Below are 12,880 nucleotides of genomic sequence, written 5' to 3'. Positions count from 1 at the left end.
GAATCCGTCAGACGTTGGCGAAGCAGCTGTCCTGGCTGCCGCCGGCCGGGATCGTCGCGTTGGTGCTCGAGAAGGTCGCCTCGATGCCGCTGTCGGTGACCTTGATGCCGTCGGCGTGGATGCCCAGCGGGTAGTTCTGCGTCGCCTTCGCCGTGTAGTCATCGAGGCTTTTCTGCACGCTCTCCGTCGACATCGTGGATCCCAGCGCGGTCAAGTTGGCCACTTGCAGCGACACCCCGTTGTTGGCGATCACCGGCTTGAGGGTGGCGCTGTCCAGCAGGCCCTTCAAGGAGACGGTGCCATCGCTCGGGTTGGTGGTCACGCTGCTGGCCACCAGGCTGCCGATCGTCGGGATCGCGCTCTGGATCGACTGCTTGATGCCGTCCGATGACCAGGTGATGGTGCCGTTGAGCGACGCGATGGTGCCCGCCGAGTTGGTGCTCTGGTTCAGCCGGATGTCCCGAATGTCGATGCCGATCTTCATGCCCTTGGCCTGGCGGATCTGGTTACCCGCGGTCTGGACCGAAATGTCGGGATAGTGCCCGGTCAGGTATTGCCAGGCGACTGGCGGAGCCGTGGCGAACGAGACGGTCGCGCTGTCCTGCACCTCGCACTGCACCGCGTCGCCGACCTTGCCGCTCGCCTGGTTGCGGACGTACAGCTCGACGCCGACCGGGGCCGCGACCACAACGGCGACCACGATGCCGAGGATCAAAGCGATCGACCGCTTCTTGCGGAAGAAACCGCGCTTCCGCGTCGTCGGTGCGTCCTGAGGCTGCGCCGGCGCCGCCAGCTGGGTAGTGGGCGATTCCTCGTACGGCCGTGGCCGAGCAGCGGACTGCGGGTTCGGCGGGAAGCCCTGCGGAGGCCCCGGCGGTTGCGGCGGTCGCCGCGGCGGCGGGCCGGGGTGCCGGATTTGGCGAGTCTCGTACTCGGACGGTTGCGCGGGCCGCGGGGGAGCAGGCAGGTTGGGTGGGCCGCCGGGTGCGGGCGGGCGGGCCCCTTCCGACGGGTCGCCGCCTGGAGGTCCTTGCGGATTCGTCACCAGCGCGATTGTGCCTCATCGGCTGTGTGATCGGGAAGATGCCTGGTCAGGCGGTCAGTGGACGTATTCCCGCAGGGGCTGTAGGTCAAGAACAGCCGAGATGAAGCTCGACATCCGACGGCTAGTTGTGATGTCCAGGGAGGTTGGTCAGTCTGGTGACTGGTGGCTTGCCTGCGATGGCGGAGTGGGCTCGATGGAAATTGTAGAAGTGCAGCCAGCCCGCTAAAGCGGTGTCGCGTTCTTTAGTGGACTGGTAGTGACGGGCGTAGGCCCAACCGTCGGCCATGGTGCGATGGAATCTCTCGATCTTTCCGTTGGTTTGCGGCCGGTACGGGCGGGTCCGCTTCGGAGTGACGCGCAACTCGGCACAGGCGTCACGCCACGCGAAGGATCGGTAGGCCGATCCGTTGTCTAAGAGCACTCGTTCGACGACGACCCCGCACTCGGCGAACCACGCGACTGCGCGCTGCAGCACGGCGACGGCCGTCGCGGCCTTCTCATCGGTACAGATCTCGGCGTAAGCCATCCGAGAGTGATCGTCGATCACGGTGTGTACGAACGCGATTCCGATCTTCGGGCGGTAATTCGTCGAGATGCCACCGCGTTCCCCGGTGCGGTGGCCGGTGGCGATGGCGTTGCGTTTGCTTTGTTCTCGACTCAGGAATCTGTGACCGCCACCGTCGGGGATGTTGGCGAACTTGGTGACGTCGACGTGGATCAACGCGCCGGGATGGGGATGTTCGTAGCGGCGCAGCGGTTCGCCGGTGACGCGGTCGATGTGGGATAGCCGGTTGATGCGGCACCGGGTCAGTACCGCGTGCACAGTGGAGGCCGGCACCCCCAAGCGCCCGCCGATCTGCACCGGCCCGAGCCGCTTGCGCCATCGCAGATCCACGATCCGGCGCATCAGCGCCGGTGCGGTCCTGGTGGGGCTGACGTGCGGACGTGAGCTGCGGTCGGCCATCCCGGCGGGCCCCTCGGCGCGGAACCGATCGGCCCACTTCTTGGCGGTTCGCGGGGCGACCATGAACATCTTCGCCGCCGCCGCGTAGGTCCAACCGGACTCGACGACGAGTCTGGCGAGCCTCAATCGAGCGCGCGGGGTCAGTGCAGCGTTAGCGTGGGACACGAAGGCCTCCTGGTTGATGAAGCGGTTCCTAGACAGCTCCACTTCACAACCGGAGGCCTTCCCTGTCACACAGACTCACCGATAACGGGAGAAACAACCTCCCTGGACATCACAGCTAGTCGGTGAAGTCGATCCGCACGGATACAGGTGTCGTTTCGAGCGCCTTGACCATCCTGGCGGCCAGCCGCCCGAACTGGCGTCCGCGCGCGACCACATCGTCATCCGGCCGGAACGCGGCGACTCCGGTACGCCAGTTATTCCCTTGGCGCACACGCACGTTCGGATTCCCGGCGATATTGCTGCCCCAGCCGGAGCGGGCGCCATGCTGACAGATCACCCATGCCCCATTGTCTTCGAATTGCACCGACACGGGAACGCGGCGCGCCTGGCCGGTCCTGCGGCCGATGGTCTCCAGTTCGGTGGCCAGCGCGGTACGCACGCCCAGTCGGTTCAGCGCTTTGACCGTCGGGTTGAACAAATACCGGCCCACCGCACGTTCCCTGCGAAATTTCCGCAGCGTCTTGTCCTCGCTCGTCCTCGTCATCGTTGTCTCCGTACTCGAAACCCGTTCGGCCCGCGGCCCTTCCGCCCGCATAGGCGGCAGTAGACCAATTGGTATAGTAGTAGACCGATTGGTATAGTACAACCCATGACCGCACGCGAAGCACTCATTGCGAGTGTGACGGGGCTGATTCAACGCAGGGGTGTGGCCGGAACCGGCCTCAACGCGTTGCTGGAAGACAGTGGGGTCGCTCGACGCACCGTCTACCTCAATTTTCCGGGCGGAAAAGAAGAACTCGTCACCGAAGCCGTTCGCGTGGCCGGGGAAGCGTTGACCGCGGTCATCGGGTCGACCGACGGCGATCCCGCCCACGCCGTCCAAGCCTTCGTCGACCAGTGGAAGACCACCCTTCGGCAGAGCGAATTGCAGGCGGGCTGCCCCATTGTCGCCGCCATCCTCGGGCGTACCGATGCGCCGGGCGCCGCACAAGCGGCCGCCGAGGCGATGCACGACTGGCAGTCGATTCTCGCCGACCGCCTGTTGAGATCTGGGGCAGACCGCGAGGAAGCGCGTTCGCTGGCGACGTTGACCATCGCGGCGATCGAAGGCGCTGTCATCATGGCGCTCGCCGCCCAGTCGACCGATGCGCTCGATGACGTCGGCCGCCACCTCGTTGAGGTGATCAGCCGGCATCTGCCGAGCTGAGGGCTGCGCACCTGAGCGGCTACAGAATCCCGAAGCCGCGTAAGGCCTTGATCCCGAACCAGATCCCGAATGCGAGACCCACGACGATCACGACGGGTCGATTGTTTCCCGTAGCCAGCGCAGCGCGCGGTCCAGAGTGGATCGCGACCGTTGCGGGAAGAAGGCTGCGATGCCGATGATGAGCAGATTCCCGCCGGCCGGCCATCCGCGTCGGCGGTGGGGCGTTGGGGTCGTCGCCGCTCAGCAGCTCCCGCGCCGCGGTGACCAGAAACAGTAGAGCCGTCACCAGAAGCACGGTCGACACGATCCAGTAGTGCGCGTGAGCCCTGTCGGCGCTGCGTGCCCCCCAGTGCAGAATGCTGCCGAAAATGAGGCCATGAAGCAGCCGCGTGGTGACATGCCCCCCGACCCAGGCGCCGGCGGCGCGCAGGCGCGAGGGCGTTCCCAGCAGCATGATGGTGATCACGAGCTTGATCGGCTCCAGGGCGCAGCCCAGGATCAGCGGGACCAGGCTGCTCCACATGTCCAACACCGGTCGACCCGCCTTCGTGATTATTGGGCGGAGACTGCGGCGCGCAGCTCCGCCTGGGCGAGCCCGGCGGCTAGGTCGGCCGGTCGCGGATCAACGGTGGCGTCGACGCGGTCGATACGGCCCGTGAATTCGAAATTGTGACCGTAGGGCGCGACGGGCGAGCCGGTGTCGGTGCCGACATCCAAGGTTTCGCCGCTCATCGAGAATCGGAACGGCACGGTCCGCTCGACCCGGTCGCTTGCTACGGCTACGTTGTTGACGCGCAGTGTCACCGTGGCGCCCTTGCCCAGCCCGCCGCCGTCGTAGTCGAACGAAAGGCCAAGCACTACAGGCCCTTCCGGTAGCGGATCAGCCGCCGCCACCGTAGTGAGCTGATGACCCAGATAGTTGTAGGTGAAGCGGGCAACGCCGTCCTGCACATAGAGCGACCACCCGGACATCGATCCGCCGATGCAGATGATCACCCCCTGCGCACCGCCCGACGGTATGTGCACGTGTGCCCGTAGCCGGAAGGACGCGCTGGTGTAGCCCAACGTCACGGGTTCGGGAATGCGTACCTGCCCGGGGTAGTAGGTCACCGAGGTGCGGCCGGCAAGATGGCTGGGACGATTGGTGGGCAGCGCGCGAAGCACCGTGGCGTCGCTGAGGGGGTACACATCGTATTTACGCGCTTCGGCATCGAAGACGGCCTTCAATTCGGCCAATCTGTCGGGGTGCTGCTCGGCGAGATCGACACCCTGCGTGAAGTCGTCGACCAGGTGATAAAGCTCCCAGCGCTCGCCATCGCCGAACGGTTTGCTCTGTTGGGTACGCTGCCAGGGCAGCCGACCGTGAAAGCACGACGCGATCCAGCCGTCGTGATAGATCGCCCGATTGCCAAAGATCTCGAAATACTGTGTGGTGCGGCAGCTTTCGGCGCCGCCGTCGTCGAATGAGTACCCCATGCTGATGCCCTCGATTGGCTTTTGCTTGACACCCTTGACGTGGGTGGGCGCGTCGATTCCGGCGGCTTCGAGAATTGTCGGTGCGATGTCGATGACGTGGTGGAACTGACTGCGCTGTTGCCCCGCGCTTTTGATCTGCCGCGGCCATGAGATGGCCAGCCCGTTGCGGGTCCCACCGAAGTGCGAGGCGATCTGCTTCATCCACTGAAACGGTGTGTCCAGCGCCCATGCCCAGCCGACGTTGTAGTGGTTTTCGGCGCGTGCCGTGCCGAAGTCATCGATGTGGGCCAGCAACCACTCGGGGTCCTCGGGCAGCCCGTTTTGAAATGCCGGCGAACTCCACGCGCCGTGCAGGGTTCCTTCCGCCGAGGCGCCGTTGTCGCCGCACACGTAGATGAACAACGTGTCGTCCCATTGCCCGAGTTCGTCGATAGCGTCGATGACCCGCCCGATTTGCGCGTCGGTGTGGGCTAAGAAGCCCGCGTAGACCTCCATCAGCCGCCGCGCCACCGGCTTGTACCGATCGTCGTAGTCGGCCCACGCGGGTATCTGCTCGGGACGGGGGGTCAGGCGGGCGCCGTCGGGAATGATACCCATCGCGATCTGGCGGGCATATGTCTGTTCGCGCAACGCATCCCAGCCGTCGTCGAACTGGCCGGCGAATCGGTCCGACCATTCCGGCCATACCTGGTGGGGGCTGTGTGTCGCGCCAGGTGCGAGGTAAATGAAGAACGGCTTATCGGGCGCCGAGGTCCTTTGCAGCCGGATCCACTCGATTGTCTTGTCGGCAAGATCCTCGCTGAGGTGGTAGTCGTCGCGGTCGAGGTACGGCTCGATCGGAGTGGTCTGGTCATAGAGCGCCGGTTCGTATTGCGAAGTATCGCCGCCCAGGAAACCGTAGAACCGTTCGAATCCGAGGCCGGTCGGCCAGCGCTCGAACGGGCCGGCGGGGCCGATCTCCCACGTCGGGGTGATGTGGGCCTTGCCGAAGAGCGCCGTGCTGTAACCATTCAGTAGCAGCAGCTGTGCGACTGTGGCCGTGCTCTGTGGAATCATGCTGTCGTAGCCCGGGAATCCGTACGCGACCTCGCAAATGGTGCCCATGTGCGCACTGTGGTGGTTGCGACCGGTCAACAGCGCGGCACGAGTCGGCGAACATAGCGCGGTCGTGTGAAATTGGTTGTAGCGCAGTCCGGTAGCGGCGACACGATCCAACGCCGACGTCGGGACCGGTCCACCGAATGTGGACGCCGCGCCGAAGCCGACGTCATCGAGCAGCACGACGACGACGTTCGGTGCGCCGGAGGGCGGGTGGCTGATTGACGGCGTGACCGGGGCGGAATCGGCCAGCAACGGGTTGATGACCCCGCCGAACTCTTCCGTATCGCGCGCGAGGTCGGCCATCCTGCCTCCTGTGAATTGCCGTCCTGCAGCAAATCTCCAAAACGCCTACAGCACAGCCTGTCACCGACGGCTGGACTCCAGCCACCGCGAACCGTGCGATCTTAAGTCAATTCAGTTGGGTTCAGACCGAAATTGGTTCGTACCGCCTCGACAAAGTCACTGACGGCCGCACTCGAGGCCTGGTTCCAGTAGCTGTTCGGTGTGCCCGCCTCGGAGATGTGGGCCGCAAAAAGCGTGACGATCGCGGCGTACTGAGCCTTCTGCAGGATGTGGTTCGGCATGATCAGCTTCATTTCCGCAATAATGCTGTTGAGTTCAACCATGTGCGGTGACGCGCGAAGCGCCGCTCGAAATGTGACAGCCGCAATTTGCTCAAGTGCAAGAGGCGTCGGTTCCGTTGCGCGCGGAGCCGTGTCGACCGCTTGGCCATCTGTTTCCACGGACGCGCCGACTTTTACTCGCTCGAAGAGCTTCTTCACCTCTTGGTTGGACGACACCAGTTCATCGAAACCCGCAGATAATTGGTTGAACTTTGACGAACTGATCTCCCCCTGCACTATATCGAGACTTTTGACGAAGCGAACCGATACGTCGCGCATCAATGCGTCGTGCCGCCTCCTGGTTTCAAGGGTTTCACCCCGATGAAATGCGGCTCGGGAGGACATATATGTGGTAAAGCCGCCAACTCCGGCACCCAGCAACGTCGCGAGCGAAGTGAGTACAGCCTGATCCACGTGCATGTGCTTGCCATCCTTAGGTCAGCGTTATTGGGTCCAAACCGAAATCGCTTCGTACTGCGCCTATCAGGTCACCGATGGCCGCACTCGAGACTTGGCTCCATTGGCTCGCCGGTGCGTCGGCCTCGGAGATATGGGCCGCAAAAAGTGTGGCGATCGCGGCGTACTGGGCTTTTAACAAGACATCGCTGGGCATTATGAATTTGATCTCAGTCATAAGGCTGCTGAATTCTGCCATTTGAGGTGTCTCGCCAAGCGTCGAGCCGAACGTGGCGGCTACAATTTGATCAAGTGTGGGAGTTGGTTCCGCGGCACCCGAAAGGAGCCCAAGCGCCTGATCGGCTGTTGCGGCATCCGCGCCGGCCTGTACCTGCTCGAAAAGATTTTTGACGGCTTGATTGGATGACACGAGTTCGTCAAGTCTCGCCGATAATTCGAACTTCGACGACAAACTGATCTCACCCTGTAACCTATCCAAGATCGTCACGAATTGAAGCGATGCGTCGCGCACTAATGCTTCATGCTGCAATTTGGTTTGCACGGTTTCCCCGCCATTGAAAAAGGGCTTGGTGGAAAAGAATGTGGTAAGGCTGCCACCGCCGGCACCCAGCAGTGTCGCGCCCGAAGTGACTGTGGCCGCCTGACCTGGATGGGCCAAGATGAACGGTTGTGCGCTCGCGTGTTTCCCGAGCGCCACGTTCGGCGCAGAAGATGGAGGCTGCTGCACCCCGGGAGCCCACTGCGACGGATCTCCGAGCGCCGCCGGCCCCCCGACGGAAGCCGGCCCCCCGACGACCGCTGCTGGTACACCCCCGGGTGCCGCGAGCGACGGCGGGGCCAGACCCGGAGCGGCCTGCGGTGCCGCCGGTGCAGCCTGCGGCGCCCCCGCAACCGACTGCGGCTGCGCCGCCGGAACCGAAGGTTGCCCCGCGGGCGCCGATGTCCCGGCCGACGTCGTCCCGGATGTCGTGGATGTCGTGGATGTCGTGGATGTCGTCGAGGTCGACGATGTTGCCGAAGTTGTCGACGTCGTCGACGTCGTCGAAGTAGTTGCCGTTGTTGTTGCGGTCGTCGTAGTCGCCGCCGGGGCCGCCGACGCGGGCGTCGTCGATGCCGGGGTCACCGCGGCGGGGGTCAGGGTGCCGGAGGTGACGCTGACGGTGGCGCCTTGTACGCCGCCGGTGACTGTGCCGCCGGGACCGACCGTAACGGTGCCGCCGGAACTTACGGTCACGGAGCCGGACGTGACGCTGAACGTGTAACCGCTGTAAGCCTGGGGGACGAGGGCGCCGGGCCCAAGGGTGAGGCCGGGGAAGTCGGACACACTGGGGATGGTTATGACGGCGCCGTTGGCGCCCGCTTGGACGGTGGAGCCAGCCGGGAACTCGAAGGTGGAGCCCACGCCGACGGTGACGCCGCCCTGGTCGACGAAGAGGCCGGCGCCGGAGGAACCGGCGTCGTAGACGGAGCCCGGGTCGATGGTGGTGGTGGTGGTGGGTTTGGGGTCAACCGCCTGCATCAAGCTCTGCATGCGCGCACCGGTATTGGAGACCGTCTGCGACAGCGCCTTCGTTTGGTCGGTTTGCGCCGTGTCGCTGGTGGTCTGCGGCGGCTCGTCGAACGACGTCAAGGTGCTCGCCGCCGAGGCGTCGACCGCATAGCCGTACATGGCAGTGGCGTCTTGGACCCACATCTGCAGGTATTGCGCTTCGGTGGCCGCGATCGCCGCGGTGTTTTGCCCGAAGAAGTTGGTGGCGACCAACGCCAGCAGCTGCGCGCGGTTGGCCGCGATCACCGGCGGGGGAACCGTCAGCGCAAACGCGGCCTCGTAGGCCGCGACTGCGGTGTAGGCCTGGGCGGCGGTTTGCCCGGCCTGGGCCGCAGCGGCCTGCAGCCACGCCGCGTAGCGGGCGGCCGTGCCCGACATCGCCAGCGACGACGGCCCGAACCACGACAGGCCGGTCAGCTCCGCGATCACGGCGGAATACCCGATCGCGCTGGACTCCAGCTCGGAGGCCAATGCCTGCCAGGCTGCCGCGGCAGCCAGCAACGGTCCGGGACCCGGTCCGGCGTACATCAGCCCGGAGTTCACCTCCGGCGGTAACAACGCGAAATCCACCATGTCTTTTCGTTCGAGGGGTTTATGGCCGATTTTCAGCTGCAGAGTACCCGTGCAGGTTGGTAGCTGCATGCTTGACCCGCAGATTTTACGACGAATTAGCTTGGGTACGTGAAAATGGCTTGATCACTGGATCTTTCGAGACCGCGCGGCTCGTCGGTCGCGGCAACCTAATGTCCAACATTGCGTTTGCCGTAATTTGCCATTGCGCTGCTCGGCGACCGCCCCGGGCGCACCGCTGGTTGGCGGCAGCTTTGTCCGGTCGCCCCTACCTCACGTTCATGGCTGCGGCGCTCAGCGGCAAACAAGCTTCGTGCTGACTCGGACAGTGCGTCACGGTTTCACTTGACGGGCATTGCGCGGCGGATCGGAGAGCCCTTGTCGCCAACCCAGTGTTGAACACGTTCCGGGACAACCTGATTGACGAATTGGATGCGAAATGACCCTAAATCAGGCGTCGGTTTCTCTCGATGACGCAAAGCGAGTGGTTGCCGCGGGCAGGGCCAAAGCCTGGGCAGGGTCATGATTTTCGCGGGAGGAATCCCACTGCGGCATGCCGGCCAGATAGTAGGCGCCGTCGGTGTCAGCGGCGGGAGCGGCAAAGAGGACCAGGCCGTCGCCGAAGCCGCCGCCGCCCTTTGACAACGCATCTGCACACGCGCAATGAAGCACGAGGCTTCCTGGGCTCCGATTGGCCGGTCCCGGTGTGGCCGGCCTGACTCGCTTGTGTTCTGTTGAGCCGCAACCGGTCTGGTGGTCCCGTCGGCTCGGGCCGACACTGTGCCGATCACCGCGAATCTCGGACAGGCTCGTCGCAACGGCGCGGACTCGCCATCCTGCTGGTGGTCAGAACGTGGGGCTGTCACGCAGCAGAAGCGAACGTACCAGCCACCGGGCTCCAGCGGGCCGGAGCAGCGCGGAGGCGGGTCGAGGCCGCACTTGCTGGGGCCACCAGAACCAGCGACCCAGCAGCGCGGCGATGGACGGTGTCATGAACGCCCGCACTACCAACGTGTCGAACAGCAGACCAAGCCCGATTGTGGTGCCTACCTGACCCAAGCTGCGCAGATCGCTGACCACCATGGAGGCCATGGTGAACGCGAACACCAGGCCCGCGTTCGTCACGACCCTGCCGGTGCTGGCCATCGCACGAACGATGCCCGTATTGATGCCTGCGGCTATTTCCTCTTTCATCCGGGCTACCAGCAATAAATTGTAGTCCGAACCCACTGCCAAAAGGATGATCACCGACATCACCGGCACGATCTTGTGAAGTTCAATGCCCAGAAGATACTGCCAGACCAGCACGGACAGTCCGAAAGACGCGCCGAGCGAAAGCAGAACTGTGCCCACAATTACTAGGGCGGCGATAAAGCTTCGCGTGATGAGCAGCATGACGACGAAAATGAAGCAGAGCGAAGAAATTGCTGCGATCAATAGATCGTATTTAGACCCGTCGACCAGATCTTTTGTCATTGCCGCAGTACCGGTGAGATAGATCTTGGCATTCTCTAGCGGCGTGCCCTTAAGCGATTCTTCAGCTGCAGTCTTTATCTCGTCGACGCGCGAGATACCGTCCGATGTCGCCGGGTCACCCCGTTGTGAAATGAGCATCCGGGCGGCCTTCCCGTTCGCCGACACGAAGACCTTCATAAGCCGCCTGAAGCCGGGATCCTTGAGAACGCCCGGCGGCAGGTAGAAAGAGTCGTCATTTTTAGCCGAATCGAACGCCTGGCCCATGCCTTTGGCATCGCCATTCATGTTGTCCATCAAGCCGAAGACCCCGGCCATGCTGCTGTGCATGGTCAGCAGCATGATCCGCATCGACTGCATGAGGGCGATCTGCGGGGGGAGCTGTGCCAGCAGCTGCGGCATGAGCACGTCGATCACATCGAGGTCGGCGACCAGCTTGTGCAGCTTCTCGCTAATTTCGTCGACCCCGTCGACGGTATCGAATACAGATCTGACCGCAAAACAGACAGGAATATCATAGCAGTGCTTTTCCCAGTAGAAGTAACTGCGAATCGGCCGCAAGAAATCTTCGAAATCCGCAAGATGATCGCGCACTTCGTTCGTCTTCTCTTCTACTTGATGCGTGGTAGCCGTCATCGCATGTGTGATGTCGTTGAGTTGTTGCATCAAGAAATACATATGTTTCATGATCGCGATCATCTGTGCCATCTCAGCAGCTTGCTTCAACATGTCATTCATGCGAGCTTCTTGAAATTTCAATGCTTCTTGCTGCAAGTTATTTTGCAAGCTGAGCAGATACGGTATTGTCGCGTGCTCTATCGGTGTTCCCTGGGGCCGTGTTATCGCTTGTACCATGGAAATTCCTGGAACCGCGAGAACGCCTTTGGCTAGCTGGTTCAATGTCAGGAAATCAGCCGAATTGCGCAGATCATGATCGGCTTCGACCAACAGGATCTCGGGCATCATCATGCGAGACTGGGGAAAATGTCTCTGGGCTGCCGCCAACCCGATATTAGCCGGAATATTAGAGGGGATATAGGCTTGGTCGTTGTAGCCGGGTTTGTATCCCGGCAATGTCAGTAATCCGACGAGCGCGATGGCCAGTGTCGCCACGAGAATAGGTCCGGGCCATCGGACGATCGCGGTGCCTATTCGCCGCCATCCACGGGCCTTGACATTGCTTTTGGGCTCGAACAAGCCGAAACGGCCCCCAACAGCAAGGACCGCCGGAACCAAGGTAAGGGCTACTGCGACCGCTACGAGGATGCCTACCGCGCAGGGGATGCCCAGGGGCCGAAAGTAGGGCAGCCGAGTAAAACTCAGGCAATATACCGATCCGGCTATCGTCACGCCAGAGGCCATCACAACCTGCGCAGTTCCGCGATAGGTGGTGTCAAGGGCGGTTACCCGATCCTCGCCGCTTTGGCGAGCCTCTTGATAGCGGCCAATAAAGAAAATCCCATAGTCGGTCCCGGCCGCGATGCAGGCGGACACCAACAGATTGACGGTATAAGTCGTCAGGCCGACAAGCTGGTGATAGCCGAGATATGCCACAATTCCCCGGGCCATTTGTAGTTCTATCCCGACCGTCGCCAATAAAATGATGACAATGGCGATCGAGCGATAGACCAGCATCATCATGATGAAGATCACCCCGATGCTCACCGCCGTGACCGTGATAAGCGTTCGGTCGCCGCTTTGGCTCATATCCGAGACGATCGACGCGGGGCCGGTGACATAGGCATGAATCCCTGGCGGGGGCTTTGTGAGATCCACCAGGTTGCGGACCGCCGCCACGGATTCTTCGCCCGAGGCCGCCCCCGGATTACCGGCAAGGCTCAACTGCACGTAAACGGCTTTACCGTCAGCACTTTGGGCGGCGCTCGACGTCAGCGGGTTGCCCCAGAAATTCTGGACTTGGGACACATGGCTCGGATCGCTTTCCAACTGACGAATCAAACCGTCGTAGTACCTGTGCGCAGTCTCGCCTAGGGGTTGCTGACCTTCTAGAACGATCATCGCCAAGCTGTTGGAGTCGGACTCGTTGAAGTCTTTATGAATACGAGTGGTCGCCTCGAACGACGACGCGTCGCTCAAGCTGAGCGATACAGCGTTCGATTTTTCGATCCGCTCGAGCGAGGGCACGCAGACGGTCAGAATGGCGGTGAGCGCAAGCCATGCCAAGATGATGGGCACGGCAAACCGGTGGATGGTGAGGGTCACGCGGGACCGCGTGCCGTGTGCATTACGCATGTGTTTCGTCGCTCATAAGGCCTTCGGCAGGCAGCGG

Annotated in this window: 9 protein-coding genes and 1 pseudogene; 2 read left to right on the top strand and 8 right to left on the bottom strand. The window is 62.8% G+C overall.

All coding sequences use genetic code 11. From position 1 onward, the window contains the following. Positions 1–7: 7 nt before the first annotated feature. The 3 genes from MSG_RS25920 to MSG_RS17405 all read right to left on the bottom strand — a co-directional run bounded on the left by MSG_RS25920 (position 8) and on the right by MSG_RS17405 (position 2,718). Entirely contained in the window at positions 8–1,045 is a 1,038-nt protein-coding gene (locus MSG_RS25920; RefSeq protein WP_269458605.1) for an LmeA family phospholipid-binding protein, read from the bottom strand. Between the two features lie 121 nt (positions 1,046–1,166). Beyond that, entirely contained in the window at positions 1,167–2,174 is a 1,008-nt protein-coding gene (locus MSG_RS17410) for an IS481 family transposase (RefSeq protein ID WP_118915833.1), read from the bottom strand. Positions 2,175–2,289: 115 nt separating this feature from the next. Further along, a complete protein-coding gene (locus MSG_RS17405; protein ID WP_096441493.1) occupies positions 2,290–2,718 on the bottom strand; it encodes a nitroreductase family deazaflavin-dependent oxidoreductase in 429 nt (142 codons plus the stop codon). Positions 2,719–2,823: 105 nt separating this feature from the next. Between MSG_RS17405 and MSG_RS17400 the strand changes: the two genes are divergently transcribed. Continuing rightward, complete coding sequence (locus MSG_RS17400; protein WP_096441491.1) at positions 2,824–3,381, top strand: TetR/AcrR family transcriptional regulator; 558 nt, start codon at positions 2,824–2,826, stop codon at positions 3,379–3,381. 19 nt (positions 3,382–3,400) lie between these two features. On the opposite strand, the gene MSG_RS17395 is transcribed toward MSG_RS17400, so the two are convergent. The 4 genes from MSG_RS17395 to MSG_RS25690 form a co-directional block, all read right to left on the bottom strand. Then, positions 3,401–3,904 carry a hypothetical protein gene (locus MSG_RS17395; protein WP_232011070.1) on the bottom strand — a complete coding sequence of 168 codons (504 nt, stop codon included), beginning with the start codon at positions 3,902–3,904 and terminating at the stop codon, positions 3,401–3,403. Positions 3,905–3,933: 29 nt separating this feature from the next. Further along, positions 3,934–6,261 (bottom strand): arylsulfatase, encoded by a 2,328-nt coding sequence (locus MSG_RS17390; protein ID WP_096441489.1) that lies wholly within the window; start codon positions 6,259–6,261, stop codon positions 3,934–3,936. A gap of 101 nt (positions 6,262–6,362) precedes the next feature. Next, the gene (locus MSG_RS17385; protein ID WP_096441487.1) at positions 6,363–7,001 is read right to left on the bottom strand and encodes a hypothetical protein; all 639 of its coding nucleotides are present in this window, start codon (positions 6,999–7,001) and stop codon (positions 6,363–6,365) included. Between the two features lie 13 nt (positions 7,002–7,014). Then, complete coding sequence (locus MSG_RS25690) at positions 7,015–9,120, bottom strand: PPE family protein (RefSeq protein WP_232011069.1); 2,106 nt, start codon at positions 9,118–9,120, stop codon at positions 7,015–7,017. A 510-nt stretch (positions 9,121–9,630) separates the two neighbouring features. On the opposite strand from MSG_RS25690, the pseudogene MSG_RS25365 reads away from it, so the two are divergent. Next, positions 9,631–9,759 (top strand): annotated as a pseudogene (locus tag MSG_RS25365) (heme-binding protein); the annotation flags it as partial. A gap of 204 nt (positions 9,760–9,963) precedes the next feature. Here MSG_RS25365 and MSG_RS17370 read toward each other — a convergent pair. Continuing rightward, positions 9,964–12,843 (bottom strand): MMPL/RND family transporter, encoded by a 2,880-nt coding sequence (locus MSG_RS17370; RefSeq protein WP_096441485.1) that lies wholly within the window; start codon positions 12,841–12,843, stop codon positions 9,964–9,966. Positions 12,844–12,880: the final 37 nt, after the last annotated feature.

Source organism: Mycobacterium shigaense (assembly GCF_002356315.1).
GTDB lineage: Bacteria > Actinomycetota > Actinomycetes > Mycobacteriales > Mycobacteriaceae > Mycobacterium > Mycobacterium shigaense.
Note: the sequence above shows the minus strand (reverse complement) of the source record. Positions and strands in the feature narration are given on the sequence as shown.